We start from the raw sequence: 17460 nt of genomic DNA, 5'->3' as shown, positions 1-17460 counted from the left end.
CGTTTTTAAACGTAATAGACTGCGACCTTCCTGATTGTCCGTTGGTTCGAGGCTCAAATGTATTCTGATCGCATCCGCTTGTCCTCTCTGCAGAACAAGGTCATGAGCGCCCAAGAGGCCGCTTCCCTTATTCGCGACGGCATGACCGTTGGCATGAGCGGCTTCACCCGTGCGGGGGAAGCCAAGGCAGTACCCCTTGCGCTGATCGACCGTGCCAAGGACGAGAAGCTGAAGATCAGCCTGGTCACCGGTGCCAGCCTCGGTAACGACCTGGATGGCAAGATGGCTTCTGCCGGCCTGCTGGCTCGTCGCATGCCGTTCCAGGCGGATCCGGTGCTGCGCAAGGCCATCAACCAGGGCGAGGTCATGTTCATCGACCAGCACCTGTCGCACACCGTCGAGCAGATGCGCAACCATCAGATCAAGCGTCCGGACGTCACCATCGTCGAAGCGCTGTGCATCACCGAGGACGGCCATATCGTTCCGACCACCTCCGTCGGTAACTCGGCCAACCTGGCAATGTTTGCCGATCAGGTGATCATCGAGCTGAACCTGGCGCACAACCTGAACCTGGAAGGTCTGCATGACATCTATTTCCCGGGCGAGCGTCCGAATCGCGGTCCGATTCCGCTGACCAAGGTCGATGACCGTCTGGGCACTGCCGCGATTCCGGTTGACCCGGCCAAGATCGCTGCGATCGTCATTACCGACCAGCCGGACTCCTACTCCACGGTTACGCCGCCGGACGAAGAAACCCAGGCCATTGCCAACCACCTGGTCGAGTTCTTCAAGAGTGAAGTCGAAGCCGGGCGCATGGCCAAGAACCTCGGCCCGATGCAGGTGGGTATCGGCAACATCGCCAACGCCGTGATGTGCGGTCTGATCGACTCGCCGTTCGAAGATCTGGTCATGTACTCCGAAGTACTGCAGGACTGCACCTTCGAGCTGATCGACGCCGGCAAGATGACTTTCGCCTCCGGTTGCTCCATCACCCTGTCCGAGCGCTGCAACGACCGCGTGTTCGGCAACCTGGAAAAGTACAAGGACAAACTGATTCTGCGTCCGCAGGAAATCTCCAACCATCCTGAGCTGGTGCGCCGCCTGGGCATCATCGGCATCAACACTGCGCTGGAGTTCGACATCTACGGCAACGTCAACTCCACTCACGTGGGTGGCACCAAGATGATGAACGGCATCGGCGGTTCGGGCGATTTCGCGCGTAACGCCCACATGGCCATCTTCGTGACCAAGTCGATCGCCAAGGGCGGCAACATCTCCAGCGTCGTGCCAATGGTGGCTCATGTCGACCACACAGAGCACGACGTCGAGATCCTGGTGACCGAGCAGGGTCTGGCCGACCTGCGTGGCCTCGCTCCGCGCGAGCGTGCGCGCGTCATCATCGACAACTGCGTACACCCGTCCTACCGCGATGCGCTGAACAAGTACTTCGACGACGCCTGCAAGAAGGGCGGGCAGACGCCGCATCTGCTGGGCGAAGCCATGCAGTGGCATATCAACCTGGAAGAACGTGGACACATGCTCAAGGGCGAGTGATCCAAAATAACCGCCGGCTGATGCCGGCGGTTTTCATTTCGCGGGGTGCCATCCAGTGCTTCGCATGCGACTCCCGCGCTTTCCCTTTAGCAGATGCTTCGGCTAGTATTCCTGCCCCGTCGAATGGCAGGAGGTGTGTCGAACCCTGTGCCTCTCCTGTTATCGACAAGCCGTATCATGCCGGGTTACGCCGTTGTGGTCGGCGCTTCGTGCAATTTCGTGTTGGCAGGACCCGCGACCATGACGCAGATACCCGAACGCATTCTTGTGCAGGCTCACCTGGCCGCCATGCAGCCCAAGCCTCTTACGCCTGAGCAGCAAGCGCAGTTGCGCAGCGAGATAGCTGTCGAGTTGAAGCGCCAGAACGCAGTGCTGGTGGCGCATTACTATACCGATCCAGTGATCCAGGCCCTGGCGGAGGAAACCGGCGGCTGCGTTTCCGATTCCCTGGAAATGGCGCGTTTCGGCAATGAGCACCCGGCACAGACCGTACTGGTCGCCGGCGTCAAGTTCATGGGCGAAACGGCGAAGATCCTCAATCCCGAGAAGCGCGTGCTGATGCCGACCCTCGAGGCCACTTGCTCGCTCGATCTGGGCTGCCCGGTGGAGGACTTTTCCGCCTTCTGCGATCAGCATCCCGAGCGCACCGTGGTGGTCTATGCGAACACTTCGGCAGCGGTCAAGGCACGGGCCGACTGGGTGGTGACGTCCAGCTGTGCGCTGGAAATCGTCGAAAGCCTGATGGATAACGGCGAGAAGATCATCTGGGCGCCGGACAAGCATCTGGGCGACTACGTTCGCCGCGAAACCGGGGCGGATATGCTGCTATGGGACGGTGCCTGCATCGTTCATGAAGAGTTCAAGGCCAAGCAGCTGGCCGACATGAAGGCGCTTTACCCCGATGCCGCGATTCTGGTGCACCCGGAGTCGCCGCAGGCCGTGGTCGAGCTCGCCGACGCAGTGGGATCCACCAGTCAGCTCATCAAGGCGGCGCAGACATTGCCGCAGCAGACACTCATCGTGGCGACCGACCGTGGCATTTTCTACAAGATGCAGCAGCTTTGCCCGGAGAAGATCTTCATCGAGGCGCCGACTGCCGGCCAGGGTGCAACCTGTCGCAGCTGTGCGCACTGCCCGTGGATGGCGATGAATACCCTGGAACGTACGCTCGAGTGCCTGCGGGCCGGCAGCAACGAGATATTCGTCGATCAGGCGCTCATTCCGCGTGCGGTCAAGCCGCTCAAGCGAATGCTGGATTTCACCCAGGCCGCGCGGCTCAAACAGGCGGGCAATGCCTGAGTCCGTCGCAGAGCGCTGAGCGTTCTGCGACGGCCCTTGCCGGTTCAGCGCAGCATTTCGTCGACCGAGCGCTTTTCATCGATCAACTGCTTCTGCCGTGCATCGATCCGAGCAGCGAGCTGGAAGTTGCCCGCTCGACGCTTGGCCAGATCGAGCTGTTCGATGCCCTGGTCGTAATCGCCCACCAGCGCGAAGTATTCGGCTCGAGCCTGATGCAGGCCGACGATGTTTCCACTCAGTCCGCGGACTTCGGCAACCTGATACCAGATGTCGGGATCTCGCGACCGCTGCTCGGCGAGTTGTTCGAGTTCCCGCTCGGCCTTTTGTGTCTCGCCCTGCTTCATCAAGAGGTCGATGTGCATCTGGCGCACCGGGTAGTTGCCCGGATAAAGCTGAAGCAATCGTTGCAGGCGTGTCTGTGCCTGCTGCAGGCGGTTGGAGGTGATGTCCAGCTCGATCTGCGCCAGGTTGTAGGACAGGTCATCCGGGGCCTTGCTCAGCAGGGGGGCCAGGCTTTCACCGGCATCGGCGAGTTGGCCTGCCTTGATCTGGGCCAGTGCCAGGCCGTAGCGTGCGGCATCCATTTGCGGGTTTTCGTTGAGCATCGCGCGAAAGCGCTTGGCCCCGACGCCTGGAGTGCTCTCGAACTTGAGCTGTGTTCTTGCCCGCATCAGCTGGTAGCGCAGGCTGTCCTGGGCGCCGCCTGGCGGATATTGCTCGGCTCGGTTGGTGGTGTCGGCGATGCGCGACTCGTTGACGGGGTGGGTCAGCAAGAACTCCGGTGGCTTCTGGTCATAGCGATACTGGCGCATCAGCCGTCCGAACATGGACGGCATTGCGCGCGGGTCATAGCCGGCCCGCTCGAGATTGACGATGCCGATGCGATCCGCCTCCTGCTCATTCTGGCGAGAAAAGCGGCGCTGGGCCTGGATCGCCGCCGCCTGGGTGGAGACGATCGCCGCGATGCCTGCGTCGCCCGCGCCGGCAGCGGCGGCCACGACGCCTGCCAGCATCGCAGCCATCATCGGTAGCTGCATGCGTTGCTGGGCTTCCAGGCCACGCGCGAAGTGGCGCTGCGACAGGTGGGCCAGTTCGTGGGCCATGACCGAGGCGTACTCCGCTTCGGTCTGGGCGTAGATGAACAGGCCGCCATTGACGCCGATGATCCCTCCGGGGGCCGCGAAGGCATTCAGCTGGGGGCTGTCCAGCAGGACGAATTCCAGCCGGCGATCTTCCAGCCTGCTCGTTTCTGCGAGGCGGTAGACGCTATCTTCGACGTAGTCCTTGAGCTGCGGATCGGAAAGTTGGCTGACCTGGCCGCGCAGCAGACTGAGCCAGGCGCGTCCGAGCAGGTGCTCCTGTTCCGGTGAAACGATGCCCGAGCTGGCGTCGCCCAGCGACGGCAGGTCATTGGACAGGACCGGCTGGGCGAATAGACAGGTGAGCGTGAGGAGGGCAGGGCGCAGCAGTTTCATCCAGACAGGCTCGTTGGGGGAGAGGGGCTACTGTAGCCTTGACCTTGGCCGGCTGGCCAGAGTCCTGCTGTGCTAGGTATGCTGCATGGCTTTTCTGTGGAGGCTAACCATGACTGATGCACGATCGCGAGCAATCGCCTGCGACGCCGAGCTGGATGCCGTCGGGCTCGACTGTCCGATGCCTCTGCTCAAGGCCAAGCTGGAGCTCAATCGCCTGGCCAGCGGCGCCGTGCTCAAGGTCACGGCCAGCGATCCGGGCTCGCAGCGCGATTTTCGCAGCTTCGCCAGGCTGGCGGGGCATGCGCTTCTGCACGAAGAAGCCGAGGATGGTCTCTTTCGCTACTGGCTGCGCAAGGCCTGACGATTCGCCCCGGGGATGTACATGCTCAAGGTATTACGCGGTTGGATGCAGCGTTACTTCTCGCATGAGGAGGCGATCGTTCTCGCGGTGCTGCTGTTCCTTGCATTCGCTGCCGTCCTGACGCTTGGCAAGATGCTTGCGCCGGTACTGGCTGGGCTGGTGCTGGCGTTTCTCATGCAAGGCCTGGTCGGTGCGCTGGAGCGTCGTCGGATGCCGCATCTGCTGGCAGTGTGGCTGGTGTTCCTGATGTTCATCGGCGTGTTGGTCGTCTGCACGCTGTTCATCGTGCCGCTGCTTTGGCAGCAGGTGCTGACGCTCTTCAATGAGCTGCCGCGGATGCTGGTCGAGTGGCAGTCGCTGTTGCTGCTGTTGCCGGAGCGTTATCCGCAGCTGGTGACCGAGGAGCAGGTGCTGCGCGGTATCGACTTCATGCGCGGCGAGATCGGACGCTATGGGCAGTTGGTGCTGACCTCGTCGCTGTCCAGCCTGCCGCTGCTGATCGGGCTGATGATCTATCTGGTTCTGGTGCCGATTCTGGTGTTTTTCTTCCTCAAGGATCGTCAGCAGATCGGTGACTGGATCCGGGGCTACCTGCCCCGTGAGCGTGGGCTGATCACCCAGGTTTCCCAAGAGATGAACCAGCAGATCGCCAACTACATTCGGGGCAAGGTGATCGAGATTCTGATTTGCGCCGCGGTGTCCTATGCGGTCTTCGCGGCGCTGGAGCTCAACTACGCAGCGCTGATGGCGATGCTGGTGGGGATCTCGGTCGTGGTGCCTTACATCGGCGCGACCGTCGTCACCATCCCGATCGCCTTGATCGGCATGTTCCAGTGGGGGCTGGGCGACCAGTTCATCTATCTGATGGTGGCCTACGCGATCATTCAGGCATTGGATGGCAACGTGCTGGTGCCATTACTGTTTTCCGAGGCGGTGAACTTGCATCCGGTCGCGATCATTTGCGCGGTGCTGCTGTTCGGCGGGCTCTGGGGCTTCTGGGGTGTGTTCTTCGCGATTCCGTTGGCGACCTTGTTCAAGGCCGTGCTCTATGCCTGGCCGCGCGGGCCGGCAGCGGCGGTTGCCGAAGCCGGCGAGTGAGGTGGGACAGCGGCTGGCTTGATGCCGGCCCGCTCACGCCTCGTTCAGCGCCTGGGCGGCCTTGAGTACCGCTTCCACGTGGCCGGGGACCTTCACGCCACGCCACTCCTGGCGCAATACGCCGTTGCGGTCGATCAGGAAGGTGCTGCGGTCGACGCCGAGATATTCCTTTCCGTAGAGCTTTTTCAACTTGATCACGTCGAACAGCTGGCAGAGCTGTTCATCCTTGTCGCTGATCAGTTCGAAGGGAAAGCCCTGCTTGGCACGGAAGTTCTCGTGCGTCTTCAGGCTGTCGCGCGAGATGCCGAAGACCAGCGTGTTCGCCGCGAGGAACGCCTGGTGCTGGTCGCGAAAGCCTTGCCCTTGGGTCGTGCAACCTGGCGTGTTGTCCTTCGGGTAGAAGTACAGTACGGCCTGCTTGCCGGCCAGCGATTCGGGGCTGATCACCTGGTTGCTGGTGGCCTGTGCCTGGAAAGACGGAACGGGATGATCGATTTCGACAGCCATGTTGACTCCTGTGCTGGGCCTTACGGGTTCTGGGGACGCCATGGCTCGATCAATGCATCGAGGTTCAGCGCGTCGGCAAAATCGAGAAACTGATCGCGCAGCCAGCTGATCTGGGTCCCGGCCGGCAGCGTCACCGTCAGCGTGGCATTGAGCATGGTGCCGCCGGTCTGGGGAGCCTGGTAGGTATCGCAGGTCAGGCTTTCCAGCTCGACCCGGTGGTCGATGAAGAACTGGCACAGCTCGTTGAGGATGTCCGGTCGATAGGCAGCGCTCACGTAGGCCACATAGGGCAGCGCCTGCGGGCGGCTTTCCAGGGCCTCGCTGCGTACCACGTTGGCCGTGAATGCATGCTTTTTCGAGAGTCCCGGCAGTGCGGTCTCCATGCGGGCCAGGGCATCCCAGCTGCCGGCCACTTCGAGGACCAGTGCGCTGCACTCGCCATGACGTGTCAGGCGGGTGCTGACCACAGCGCAGCGATTCTCGTTGGCAGCCCGGCAGAGCACGTTGGTCAGCTCCATGGGGTTGGCGCCGAGTGCGCTGATGACGAGAAATTGTTCACGGGGTAGAGGGGGGGTGGACATGCAGCATTCCTGGCGGTGGTGAATCGGTCGGCCAGCCAAGCCGAAAACGGCTAAGGGTAGCGAAAAGCGTGGTCGGAGGGAATGCGTATCGCCGGACGGATACGGAGGGCGGCTGTTCCGGGCAGGCGCTCGGCCACCGCATACGGCGAGCGTCAGGCTACTCGCAAAGCGCTTGGGAGCCTTGTACCATTACGCCTCTTTTATTTAATCCGGCAGGAGTGGTTGCATGATTGCGGGCAGTATGGTGGCGCTGGTCACGCCCATGGATGCGCAGGGCGGTCTGGACTGGGACAGCCTTAGCAAACTGGTGGAATTCCATTTGCAGGAAGGCACCAATGCAATCGTTGCAGTCGGGACCACCGGCGAGTCGGCCACGCTGAGCGTCGCCGAGCACATCGAAGTCATCCGGCGCGTCGTCGACCAGGTCAACGGCCGTATCCCGGTGATCGCCGGAACCGGTGCCAACTCCACCAGCGAAGCAGTCGAGTTGACCGAGAACGCCAAGTCCGCCGGCGCCGACGCCTGCCTGCTGGTGACACCTTATTACAACAAGCCGACCCAGGAAGGTCTGTACCTGCACTTCAAACATATCGCCGAAGCCGTGGCGATTCCGCAGATTCTCTACAACGTGCCCGGCCGCACCGTATGCGACATGTTGCCCGATACCGTCGAGCGCCTGTCCAAGATATCCAACATCATTGGTATCAAGGAGGCCACGGGCGACCTCAAGCGCGGGCAGGAAGTCCTGGATCGCGTCAGCAAGGACTTCCTTGTCTATTCGGGCGATGACCCCACCGCCGTCGAGTTGATGCTCATGGGTGGCAAGGGCAACATCTCCGTAACCGCGAACGTGGCGCCGCGCGCCATGAGTGACCTCTGTGCCGCGGCGATGGCGGGTGATGCCGATACTGCGCGGGCGATCAATGAGCGACTGATGCCGCTGCATCGCGCTCTGTTCCTGGAAGCCAACCCGATCCCGGTCAAGTGGGCGCTGCACGAGATGGCCCTGATGGGCAATGGCATCCGTCTGCCGCTGACCTGGCTGAGCCAGAGCTTCCAGGAACCGCTGCGCCAGGCGATGCGCCAAACCGGCGCGCTGGCTTAATAACAAAGGAATACGCATGAAGCGACTGGCCGGACTTTCGACCCTTGCCCTGATCATCTCTACAACCAGCGGCTGTGGCTGGCTGTGGGGCGATGATGGATATTTCCGCGACCGCGGAAGCGATTATCTTTCGGCGCACCAGACCGCGCCGATGCAGGTTGCAGTCGACGGCGAAATCCGCCCGCTCGACCCGCTGCTGCCGATCCCGCAGCAGGTTGCCGACAGCCGCGTTTCGGGCAAGTACGAAGTGCCGCGCCCTCAGCGCCTGGTCGTCGCAGCTGATGTCAGCGAATTCAGTGTTCAGTCCTCCGGCGATTCCCGTTGGCTGGTGGCGCAGTATGCGCCGTCGCAGGTGTGGGTCGCGGCCCGGCAGTTCTTCACCGACAAGGGCTTCGGCATCGCCGAAGAGCGGCGCCAGACCGGTGAGTTCGTCACTGCCTGGCAGATGGCTGCCGACCTGGACGAGGCGCTGGTGCGCGACCTGGGCATCCAGGATGGCGAAACCCGCGTGCGCGTCCGTATCGAGCCCGGTGTGCAGAGCAACACCAGCGAGATTTTCGTGCTCAGCGTCAAACGTCCGGCCGGCAGCGGAGCCGATGTGGACTGGCCGGACAGCTCCAGCAACAAGGAGCTCGATCGGGTACTGCTCGATGAGCTGCAGGCGAGCCTGGATCGCAGTACGCGCGAGGGTGGTTCGGTTTCACTGCTGGCCGAGCGCGACTTCGATGCACCGAGCCGTGTGAGCCTGACCGAGGACGGGAGCGGCAACCCGGTCCTGCAGCTGGACAGCGATTTCGATCGCGCCTGGTCCAGTGTTGGCCGAGCGCTCCAGGCCGCCGATGTGCGCGTCGACGACCTTGACCGGAGCCTGGGTGTCTATTACGTGAACCTCAGCGAGCGCGCCAACGATCCGGACGAAAAGCCCGGCTTCTTCAGCCGCCTGTTCGGCGGTGCGCCGGACAAGGAAGAAATCGAAGCGCGAGCCGAGCGCTATCAGGTACGCCTGACGCGTGTGGGCAATGCCATTCAGGTGACGCTGGACAAGAGCATCGACACCGTCGCACCAGCCGATGTCGCCAGACGCGTACTCGGCCTGCTCAAAGACAACCTGGGCTGAGCGCGAGCCGCCCCGTGACACGACACGAATAGGCGAGGCCCCCGGGTTTCGCCTGTTTCGTTTCTGCTGACCTGCCAACCGCGGAAGTTCTTTCGTATGACCAGTCCCACCGCCCTCAGCCTGAAGAAAATTTACTCGGGCAAGGTTCGTGATCTCTACGAGATCGACGACAAACGCATGCTCATGGTCGCCACCGATCGTCTCTCGGCGTTCGACGTGATTCTCGCCGAGCCGATCCCGGAGAAGGGCAAGATCCTCACCGCCATCTCCAACTTCTGGTTCGACAAGCTCAAGGGGCTGGTTCCCAATCACTTCACCGGCGACAAGGTCGAGGATGTGGTCCCGGCCGCCGAGCTGCCGCTGGTAGAGGGGCGCGCGGTAGTCGCCAAGCGCCTCAAGCCGGTCGCTGTGGAGGCCATCGTGCGCGGCTACATCGTTGGTTCCGGCTGGAAGGAATACCAGAAGAGCGGCACGGTCTGCGGCATCCAGCTGCCGGCCGGCCTGAAAGAGGCGGCCAAGCTGCCGCAGCCGATCTTCACGCCCTCCACCAAGGCCGCCGTGGGCGATCACGACGAGAACATCTCCTTCGCGCAGTGTGAAGCCATCATCGGCAGCGAGCTGGCGGCTCGGGTACGCGACGTGTCCATCGCGCTCTATAGCGCAGCCGTTGAATACGCAGCCACGCGCGGCATCATCATTGCCGACACCAAGTTCGAATTTGGCCTGGATGAAGACGGCACGCTGACCCTGATGGACGAAGTGCTGACGCCCGATTCCAGCCGCTTCTGGCCGGCCGATAGCTACGAGGAAGGCAAGAACCCGCCGAGCTTCGACAAGCAGTTCGTCCGTGACTGGCTGGAGTCCACCGGCTGGAACAAGGAGCCACCCGCTCCTGCGGTGCCGGCGGATGTCGCGCAGAAGACCGCCGACAAATACCGTGAAGCGCTGACTCGCCTGACGGCCTGACCGGCCCGCGCGGCCCGCACCGCTCGGTTCTGGCTGCGGGCCGTCGCAATAGCCTGAAAAATCGCAAAAAATCTGTGCGGTTGGGGTTCGACAAACGCGATTCAGCTGATATCATGCGCGCCGCTGGAGAGATGCCGGAGTGGCCGAACGGGACGGATTCGAAATCCGTTGTACCTTCGCGGGTACCTAGGGTTCAAATCCCTATCTCTCCGCCACCATATATAGCCTAAGCCCCTGAAATTCCTAGAGTTTCGGGGGCTTTTGCTTTTCTAGACCGGCCAGTTGTCGAAGTAGTGTCGAAACAAGCAGCAGGATGAGGATGGCTCTTTGCTAGCTTCTGATGGTCCAACATTTCTCGAGCAGCTTTAGTGTGGGCTCGGATGTAGAGATTGCGGTCGATATCCAGCAGCTAAAAGAGGTCGTCACTTATGGCCGACAGAAGACCGAAGAGCCCGCACGGAAATGTATCCACGCCCGGTGGCGGAGAGCAGCTGCGCTCCCAGAATAACGGCGGGCAGATCTGCGACAAACACCGCGACGCAGGCAAGTCCAGGGAGAAATAAACCGGGATGCAGGCATATCGCAGATCTAGTGATCTGCCTCTGGCTGAAAGGCATTTCTCCATGATTGCGGTCCTAGGTTTTGTACGAAAAGTCGTCGAGCGAAGGTCAGGCGAGGCAAAAACGGGTGAGGAGGCGGAGTTTACGTGCTGTAAATGAGCATTCCGAACCCGTTTTTAACGAAGCATCACCGAGCGCAGGCACGTTTCGTACAGAGCCTAGGCTGATCTCATCCTTGAGATGCTCTGGCGCAAGGTGGGCATAGCGCATCGTCATCGCCGGCGACGCATGGGGCAGGATGTTTCCGCGTTCATTACGAAACGGCTGCCGAAGGGGTTCCGCTGTACATGCTACGACTGCCCAGCGCGCGGGGTGATGCGCTCTGGCATGACTATCGATCAATAGCCAAACCGAGTCGTACTTCGATTTTTATGCCGAGCGTCTGAGCCTTCGCAACAACGCTTTGTCATTCGTCCCCAGGCTCGCTGGGGCCGATCACTGGGTTAGGGGTTGGAACAGAATAGTAGTAGCCTTGGAATGCCTGGCATCCGTTACGTTTAAGAAAGCTAAGCTGTTCAGCGGTTTCCACGCCCTCAGCCACAACCCTCATACGCATCGCCTTACCAAGTTCCAATATAGCCATAACAATTGCCGAGTCGTCTTCGTTATGGGGTATTTCATTGATGAAAGACTTATCAATCTTTATTTCATCAAAAGGCATTCTCTTGAGTCGAGAAAGTGAGGAGTAGCCTGTTCCAAAATCATCAAGTGAGATGAGGATTCCGCTTTCGCGTAATGCGTGAAGCCTTCTGGATATGATGTCGTTAGTTTCGTCCAGCACGCCTTCCGTTAGCTCAAGTACAAGTTTTCCTGGGGCGACGTTATGGCGTTGGATGGACTGAAGCACTTCCTCCACAAAGTTATCTTGACGAAGTTGCTGGACGCTGACGTTGACGGATAGCGTAAAGTGTTTATTCGAAATTTTATCTTGCCATCTGGAAAGTTGGAGGCAAGCGTTGTCCAGAATCCAGCGACCCAGATCCACAATAAAACTGGAGCGTTCAGCGAGAGGTATGAAGTCGGAAGGGGGTATGAGTCCTTTCGAGGGATGTCGCCATCGCAGGAGGGCTTCAGCTCCGTAAACATCTTCGCTGGCATTAAATTGAGTCTGATACCATAGTTCAAATTCGCCGTTTTCCAGTGCGCGCTTGAATTCAGTGGATAGCGAGATCCTGGTGTTGATGCGGATTCCACGCTGACTCGGACACCCATTCCACGCACATCCGGACAGTGATTCCACGCTGATCCGGACACTCATTCCACGAGCATCCGGACACCGATTCCACGGCCATCCGGACACTTTTCAGGCAGGCAGCTACGCAGGATTTATTCACTACCATCGACCTCTTTTTCGAAGCGAAGAGGTCGTCGTGGAGCGTTTATCCATGCGTAAAATCCGTGAGGTGTTGCGCCTCAAGTTCGATTGCGGGCTGTCTGTCCGTAAGATCTCCCGCAGTCTGGGCATAGGCCACAGCAGTGCCGGTGATTACCTCTGTCGCTTTGCCGCCAGCGGTCTAGCCTGGCCCTGCTCGTTGTCCGATTCCGAACTGGAACAGCAACTGTTCCCATTGGCCCCTGCGGTGCCCAGTGAGCAGCGGCCACTGCCTGATTGGTCTTGGGTGCACGCCGAGCTGCGTCGCCCCGGCGTGACCCTGGCGCTGCTCTGGCAGGAGTATCGCCTGAGCCAGCCGCAGGGTTTTCAGTACAGCTGGTTCTGCGAGCACTACCGGGCCTGGCAGGGCAAGCTGGACGTGGTGATGCGCCAGGAACATCGTGTCGGCGAGAAGTTGTTCGTCGACTACGCCGGGCAGACGGTGCCGGTGATCGACCGGCACAGCGGCGAGATCCGCCAGGCGCAGGTGTTCGTCGCGGTGCTCGGCGCCTCCAGCTACACCTTCGCCGAAGCCACCTGGTCGCAGCAGCTGCCGGACTGGCTGGGCTCGCATACCCGCTGCTTCGCCTTCCTCGGGGGCGTGCCGGAGATCGTGGTGCCGGACAACCTGCGCAGCGCGGTGAGTAAGAGCCATCGCTACGAGCCGGACATCAACCCGAGCTACCGCGATCTGGCCGAGCACTATGGCGTGGCGGTGGTGCCGGCGCGGGCGCGTAAGCCGCGCGACAAGGCTAAGGCCGAGGTCGGCGTGCAGGTGGTCGAGCGCTGGATCCTCGCCGCGCTGAGGAACCGCCAGTTCTTCTCCTTGGACGAACTCAACAGCGCCATCGCCTTATTGCTGGAGCGCCTCAACCGACGACCGTTTCGCAAGCTGCCGGGCTCCCGGCACTCGGCCTTCGAAGCCCTGGATCGTCCGGTGCTGCGGCCGCTGCCGGAGCAACCCTACGTGTATGCCGAGTGGAAGAAGGCGCGTGTGCACATCGACTACCACGTCGAGGTTGATGGGCACTACTACTCGGTGCCGTACCAACTGGTGAAGAAACAACTGGAAGTACGCCTGACGGCGCGCACCGTCGAGTGTTTCCACGCCAATCAGCGGGTGGCCAGCCACCTTCGCTCACCGCACAAGGGCCGGCACAGCACACAGGCCGAGCACATGCCCAAGAGCCATCGCGAGCACGCCGAGTGGACGCCACAACGGCTGATCCGCTGGGCTGAGCAGACCGGGCCGAACACGGCCGGCGTGATCAGCCACATCCTCGAACGGCGCATCCACCCAACCCAAGGCTACCGGGCCTGCCTGGGCATCCTGCGCCTGGGCAAGACCCATGGCGAAGTGCGCTTGGAGTTGGCCTGCCGTCGCGCCCTCAGCCTCGGTGCGTGCAGCTACAAGAGCCTCGAATCGATCCTGCGCCAGGCTTTGGAAAGCCTGCCGTTGGCTCAAGCCAACCTGCCCCTGCTGCCGGACGACCACGCCAATCTGCGCGGCCCCGGCTACTACCACTGAACACAAGGAATCCCACCATGCTGCCCCATCCGACCCTGGACAAGCTCCAGACCCTGCGCCTGACCGGCATGCTCAAGGCACTCGCCGAGCAACTGAAAACCCCCGACATCGACAGCCTGAGCTTCGTGGAACGCCTCGGCCTGCTGGTCGACCGCGAACTGACCGAACGCGACGACAAGCGCCTCAGCAGCCGCCTGCGTCAGGCCCGGCTCAAGCACAACGCCTGCCTCGAAGACATCGACTACCGCAGCCCGCGCGGACTCGACAAGGCGCTGATCCTCCAGCTGAGCAGCGGTCAGTGGTTACGCGACGGCCTCAACCTGATCATCGGCGGCCCCACCGGTGTCGGTAAAACCTGGCTGGCCTGCGCCCTGGCCCACCAGACCTGCCGAGAGGGCTACAGCGTGCGTTACCTGCGCTTGCCGCGCCTGTTGGAAGAGCTGGGCTTGGCCCATGGCGACGGCCGCTTCGCCAAGCTGATGAGCAGCTACGCCAAGACCGACCTGCTGATCCTCGACGACTGGGGCCTGGCCCCGTTCACCGCCGAACAGCGGCGCGACATGCTGGAGCTACTGGACGACCGCTACGGCCAGCGCTCGACCATCGTCACCAGCCAGATGCCGGTGGACAACTGGCACGAACTGATCGGCGATCCGACCCTGGCCGACGCCATCCTCGACCGCCTGGTGCACAACGCTTACCGGATCAATCTGAAGGGTGAATCAATGCGCAAACGGACGCAGGAATTGACGACGTCAGCCAACCCGGACTAACAATGCCAGCCCTGCGTCGCTGCGCTCCGACTGCCTGTCCGAATGATCGTGGAACAGGTGTCCGGATCAGCGTGGGCTGAGTGTCCGAATGGCGTGGAATCCGCAGTGTTGAGGGCTTCGTCGTTTCTAGCGTCATAAATCCTGTAGGTATTGCGTCCAAAATCCTTTGCTTCATACATGGCCAGGTCGGCTTGCCTGAGCAACTCGCCAAGATGATGACTGGCGTCGTTGAACACAGTTATACCGATACTTGCAGTGGCGTATACAACCAAATGTTGTATGTCGAGTGGATTTTCGAATGCCTTGATAATTGACTTGGCAACCTGAGAGGCCTGCTGTTTCGCGATGGATCGATTCGCATCCAGTTCGGTAATGATAATGACGAACTCATCACCGCCTAGCCGTGCTACGGTATCGCCCTTGCGTACGGTTTTAGAGAGCACCCGAGAGACGGATACGAGAAATTCATCGCCTTTGAGGTGGCCATGCAAGTCATTCAGGTTCTTGAAGTTGTCTAAGTCAATGAAAAGCAGTGCGGAACTTCTGCCGCTGGCCGTGCTGCTTTCTGTTGCATCCTTCAAACGCTCCATGAACAGCCTGCGGTTAGGCAAGTCGGTCAGTGTGTCGAAGTACGCCAGCTTCTTAATCTGAGCCTCGGCTTCATTTCGATCCGTGACGTCAATACCAACTTTAAGGATTGATTTAGGTGTGCCGGATGCATCTCGAATTAGCGTCCAGTTTTCATCTACTACAGCAGTCGAGGTGTTGGACTCAACCACCTGCTGGAATTCTCCGCTGAACTGGTCGTTATGCAACGTTTCCGATAGGGCAAAAGAGAGGGCGGACGCTTCGGCGTAAAACTGGCTCACGTTGTGACCTATGGCATTACTTCTAGCAATGCCATACATTTCTTCGGCACCTTTGTTCCAGAATCTGACGTTCAAGTCCAGGTCCAGTACGATGATTGATTCTTTTGCATGATCGAGTAGGTCTGCTTGTTCTCGAAGCTTTTTATCAGCCTCAATGCGGCGTATTTCCGCCGCAGCGCGCACTGCAAAAACCTGCAATACCGAGGTCATAAAATCCGTGCGCTCAACAGGAGTCCTGTACAGCACATAGATAAAACCTATGACGACACCTTGCTCATCAAGAAGTTGGCCGCCGACATAGGTCCTCGGCTGGATACCCGGCACACCACTTGCGTGCGGAAAACGTTCAGCAAGATTTTCAGGTACAAAACACTCCTTGTTTGACAGTAGGTTCTCACAAGGACTTCCAGCAACTGGATAGCTGAAGTCATTGACGCGTTCGCCATCGACAACAACCGCTAATGTTCTTGCTGTGGACGGGTCCTCCTCGTCTATCTTGGCGATGCAACCGCCGTCTGCCTCAAGACCATGGACCAGGTTTCTAAGTAGGGCAGTAAAAAACTGCTCGTCCTCAAGGTCGGCGACGCTCGCTGCCATATTCATCATCGCAGACTGCATCTTGCGTCGACGCGTCAAATCTTGTGCGCCGCCTACAACATGAATGGCCTTTCCTTCTTCATTTCTTAAGAAGGCTGCCTTGGATTCAAGTATTCCGATATTGCTGTATCTGTCTAGGTATCGAAATTCTGCAACCCATGTAAGGTCTTTACCCTCCAGAGCGTGGAGAAAGCTTTCGACGAGTTGTTGCTTGTCATCTGGATGAATGCATCTCAGCCAATCATCAATCATGAGGCTCTTGGGTAGCTGACTGACGCTGCTTCGCTGGTTGTGAGAGAGCGTCCGGCTTTCGACATCGAGTTCCCAGATTAAATCGTTGGAAACCATTGCGATGGCGCCGAGGCGAGCTTCGCTCTTTTCCAGCACTCTCAGTTGTGTAATGGCCCGCCGCTGACCATTCGCCAGCACTTGTGCCAACAGGAACAGAAGCAGACTGATCACAATGCCAAGCACCAGCAATAGTCCCTGGCCCTGATGGAAATCCTCGTAAAAACCTGGCTGCGGATAGAAACTTACATAGAGAGGCTGGCCAAAAAGTTCTAGTCGCTTTGTGCGCGACGGCAAATCTGCCGACTCAATTCGCGGGTGGCTGTTGAAAATAAGCTGTTCAGGAGAGCCCAATACGCCGGTATGGAGTGCAAAGTCGACTTGCAAATCCCGGCCATCGAGTATTGCTCGCATCAGGTCGTTTACACGGTAGGGGCTGTAGACGAATCCACGCAAAGCCTCCCAGCGTTGCTCAGGTGAACTCAATACAGCCCCAGATTGATAAACGGGTACATACATCAGCAAGCCCGCTTGCGCAGGCCCATTGTTTTCCTGGACGAGAGTGACTTTGCCGCTCAGTTGAGCCATACCGGTTTCAACCGCTCTAGTCATAGCTGCTCGCCGGATGGGCTCGGAAAACATGTCGAAGCCGAGTGCCGCCAAATTTCTCCCTTCAAATGGTTCCAGATAGATGATCGACGTGTACAGATCACGCTTGCCGGCCGGTTTGATGGTGAACTCGGCAAAGCCCTCTTGGCGTACGCCCTCCTCAAAGGCGTTCAACTGCTCTGGCCTCACGGCCTGGCTATAACCAAGCCCGAGAATTCCCGGATAGTTGGACTCCAGATTCATACGTTGCACAAAGCGTCGCCAGTCTTCCCTGCTGACGTCATTGCTTACCTCAAACAAGCCTGCGCTACTGAGTAGTATCTGGCGATGGCTGCTCATCCGCTTCTCGATTGCTTCCAGCACCTCATCACCCAGTTGCTGAAATTTCTGATCCGCTGCTTTTTCCTGAGTGGCATACAAGGTGAACCAAACGGCCGCCGTACAAAGCAAACCGCAGAGAAGAACCAAAAAAGGCATCCCTCTGGGCCCCTTGGTCAAAGCATGCTCAAGCATCGTCATTGCGTTGTATCCTGAGGTAATAGAGCTCAATTCTTCCAAGGGTGTTGCCGGTGTCGCTGAGGCATTGCCTGTTTTCTGGGCGATAGAAACTTTGCGTTTTGCTCATTTTTTAGCTGAGCATGCTGAATTCGTCATTACCATCTATTGGATCTTGCTCGTGAGGTCGGCATTTGGCAATGATTCACTTACTTTTGGTAGATCAGGATCGGGCAATTGTTACTT

At 59.6% G+C, this 17460-nt stretch carries 14 protein-coding genes and 1 tRNA gene; 10 read left to right on the top strand and 5 right to left on the bottom strand.

The genetic code is table 11. The annotated features are described in order from the left end of the window. Positions 1-57 precede the first annotated feature (57 nt). Positions 58-1554 (top strand): acetyl-CoA hydrolase/transferase family protein, encoded by a 1497-nt coding sequence (locus B597_RS26290; RefSeq protein WP_003292835.1) that lies wholly within the window; start codon positions 58-60, stop codon positions 1552-1554. 240 nt (positions 1555-1794) lie between these two features. After that, on the top strand, positions 1795-2853 hold the full coding sequence (gene nadA, locus B597_RS26285; RefSeq protein WP_003292836.1) for a quinolinate synthase NadA: 1059 nt from the start codon (positions 1795-1797) through the stop codon (positions 2851-2853). Between the two features lie 44 nt (positions 2854-2897). Here nadA and B597_RS26280 read toward each other — a convergent pair whose 3' ends face one another. After that, positions 2898-4328 carry a M48 family metalloprotease gene (locus B597_RS26280; RefSeq protein ID WP_024161643.1) on the bottom strand — a complete coding sequence of 477 codons (1431 nt, stop codon included), beginning with the start codon at positions 4326-4328 and terminating at the stop codon, positions 2898-2900. Between the two features lie 109 nt (positions 4329-4437). On the opposite strand from B597_RS26280, the gene B597_RS26275 reads away from it, so the two are divergent. Then, on the top strand, positions 4438-4689 hold the full coding sequence (locus B597_RS26275) for a sulfurtransferase TusA family protein (RefSeq protein WP_003292837.1): 252 nt from the start codon (positions 4438-4440) through the stop codon (positions 4687-4689). Positions 4690-4710: 21 nt separating this feature from the next. Beyond that, positions 4711-5787 carry an AI-2E family transporter gene (locus B597_RS26270; protein ID WP_024161642.1) on the top strand — a complete coding sequence of 359 codons (1077 nt, stop codon included), beginning with the start codon at positions 4711-4713 and terminating at the stop codon, positions 5785-5787. 33 nt (positions 5788-5820) lie between these two features. Here B597_RS26270 and B597_RS26265 read toward each other — a convergent pair whose 3' ends face one another. Next, the gene (locus tag B597_RS26265; protein ID WP_003292839.1) at positions 5821-6294 is read right to left on the bottom strand and encodes a peroxiredoxin; all 474 of its coding nucleotides are present in this window, start codon (positions 6292-6294) and stop codon (positions 5821-5823) included. Between the two features lie 20 nt (positions 6295-6314). Next, complete coding sequence (locus B597_RS26260) at positions 6315-6875, bottom strand: glycine cleavage system transcriptional repressor (protein WP_003292840.1); 561 nt, start codon at positions 6873-6875, stop codon at positions 6315-6317. A 226-nt stretch (positions 6876-7101) separates the two neighbouring features. Here B597_RS26260 and dapA point away from each other — a divergent pair, with 226 nt between their 5' ends. The 4 genes from dapA to B597_RS26240 all read left to right on the top strand — a co-directional run bounded on the left by dapA (position 7102) and on the right by B597_RS26240 (position 10278). Further along, the gene (gene dapA, locus B597_RS26255) at positions 7102-7980 is read left to right on the top strand and encodes a 4-hydroxy-tetrahydrodipicolinate synthase (RefSeq protein WP_003292841.1); all 879 of its coding nucleotides are present in this window, start codon (positions 7102-7104) and stop codon (positions 7978-7980) included. Positions 7981-7996: 16 nt separating this feature from the next. After that, on the top strand, positions 7997-9097 hold the full coding sequence (gene bamC, locus B597_RS26250; protein ID WP_003292842.1) for an outer membrane protein assembly factor BamC: 1101 nt from the start codon (positions 7997-7999) through the stop codon (positions 9095-9097). A 96-nt stretch (positions 9098-9193) separates the two neighbouring features. Then, on the top strand, positions 9194-10063 hold the full coding sequence (locus B597_RS26245; protein ID WP_003292843.1) for a phosphoribosylaminoimidazolesuccinocarboxamide synthase: 870 nt from the start codon (positions 9194-9196) through the stop codon (positions 10061-10063). A gap of 125 nt (positions 10064-10188) precedes the next feature. After that, positions 10189-10278, top strand: a tRNA-Ser gene (locus B597_RS26240). Between the two features lie 811 nt (positions 10279-11089). Here B597_RS26240 and B597_RS26235 read toward each other — a convergent pair. Continuing rightward, the gene (locus B597_RS26235; protein ID WP_024161641.1) at positions 11090-11941 is read right to left on the bottom strand and encodes a putative bifunctional diguanylate cyclase/phosphodiesterase; all 852 of its coding nucleotides are present in this window, start codon (positions 11939-11941) and stop codon (positions 11090-11092) included. Positions 11942-12068: 127 nt separating this feature from the next. On the opposite strand from B597_RS26235, the gene istA reads away from it, so the two are divergent. Next, positions 12069-13583, top strand: coding sequence for an IS21 family transposase (gene istA / locus B597_RS26230; protein ID WP_003292845.1), 1515 nt, complete (start codon positions 12069-12071; stop codon positions 13581-13583). Positions 13584-13600: 17 nt separating this feature from the next. Next, the gene (gene istB / locus B597_RS26225; RefSeq protein WP_003292846.1) at positions 13601-14356 is read left to right on the top strand and encodes an IS21-like element helper ATPase IstB; all 756 of its coding nucleotides are present in this window, start codon (positions 13601-13603) and stop codon (positions 14354-14356) included. Here istB and B597_RS47250 read toward each other — a convergent pair. After that, the gene (locus tag B597_RS47250; RefSeq protein ID WP_003292847.1) at positions 14353-17238 is read right to left on the bottom strand and encodes a sensor domain-containing diguanylate cyclase; all 2886 of its coding nucleotides are present in this window, start codon (positions 17236-17238) and stop codon (positions 14353-14355) included. The two genes, istB and B597_RS47250, sit on opposite strands and share 4 nt — an antisense overlap. Positions 17239-17460 lie beyond the last annotated feature (222 nt).

It is taken from the genome of Stutzerimonas stutzeri KOS6 (genome assembly GCF_000307775.2).
Classification (GTDB): Bacteria; Pseudomonadota; Gammaproteobacteria; order Pseudomonadales; family Pseudomonadaceae; genus Stutzerimonas; species Stutzerimonas stutzeri_B.
Note: the sequence above shows the minus strand (reverse complement) of the source record. Positions and strands in the feature narration are given on the sequence as shown.

What these genes read in the sequence shown, in the direction of transcription:
- B597_RS26290 (WP_003292835.1), top strand. Translation starts at nt 58, where the DNA reads ATGTATTCTGATCGCATCCGCTTGTCCTCTCTGCAGAACAAGGTCATG.
- nadA (WP_003292836.1), top strand. Translation starts at nt 1,795, where the DNA reads ATGACGCAGATACCCGAACGCATTCTTGTGCAGGCTCACCTGGCCGCC.
- B597_RS26280 (WP_024161643.1), bottom strand. Translation starts at nt 4,328, where the DNA reads ATGAAACTGCTGCGCCCTGCCCTCCTCACGCTCACCTGTCTATTCGCC.
- B597_RS26275 (WP_003292837.1), top strand. Translation starts at nt 4,438, where the DNA reads ATGACTGATGCACGATCGCGAGCAATCGCCTGCGACGCCGAGCTGGAT.
- B597_RS26270 (WP_024161642.1), top strand. Translation starts at nt 4,711, where the DNA reads ATGCTCAAGGTATTACGCGGTTGGATGCAGCGTTACTTCTCGCATGAG.
- B597_RS26265 (WP_003292839.1), bottom strand. Translation starts at nt 6,294, where the DNA reads ATGGCTGTCGAAATCGATCATCCCGTTCCGTCTTTCCAGGCACAGGCC.
- B597_RS26260 (WP_003292840.1), bottom strand. Translation starts at nt 6,875, where the DNA reads ATGTCCACCCCCCCTCTACCCCGTGAACAATTTCTCGTCATCAGCGCA.
- dapA (WP_003292841.1), top strand. Translation starts at nt 7,102, where the DNA reads ATGATTGCGGGCAGTATGGTGGCGCTGGTCACGCCCATGGATGCGCAG.
- bamC (WP_003292842.1), top strand. Translation starts at nt 7,997, where the DNA reads ATGAAGCGACTGGCCGGACTTTCGACCCTTGCCCTGATCATCTCTACA.
- B597_RS26245 (WP_003292843.1), top strand. Translation starts at nt 9,194, where the DNA reads ATGACCAGTCCCACCGCCCTCAGCCTGAAGAAAATTTACTCGGGCAAG.
- B597_RS26235 (WP_024161641.1), bottom strand. Translation starts at nt 11,941, where the DNA reads ATGAGTGTCCGGATCAGCGTGGAATCACTGTCCGGATGTGCGTGGAAT.
- istA (WP_003292845.1), top strand. Translation starts at nt 12,069, where the DNA reads ATGCGTAAAATCCGTGAGGTGTTGCGCCTCAAGTTCGATTGCGGGCTG.
- istB (WP_003292846.1), top strand. Translation starts at nt 13,601, where the DNA reads ATGCTGCCCCATCCGACCCTGGACAAGCTCCAGACCCTGCGCCTGACC.
- B597_RS47250 (WP_003292847.1), bottom strand. Translation starts at nt 17,238, where the DNA reads ATGACGATGCTTGAGCATGCTTTGACCAAGGGGCCCAGAGGGATGCCT.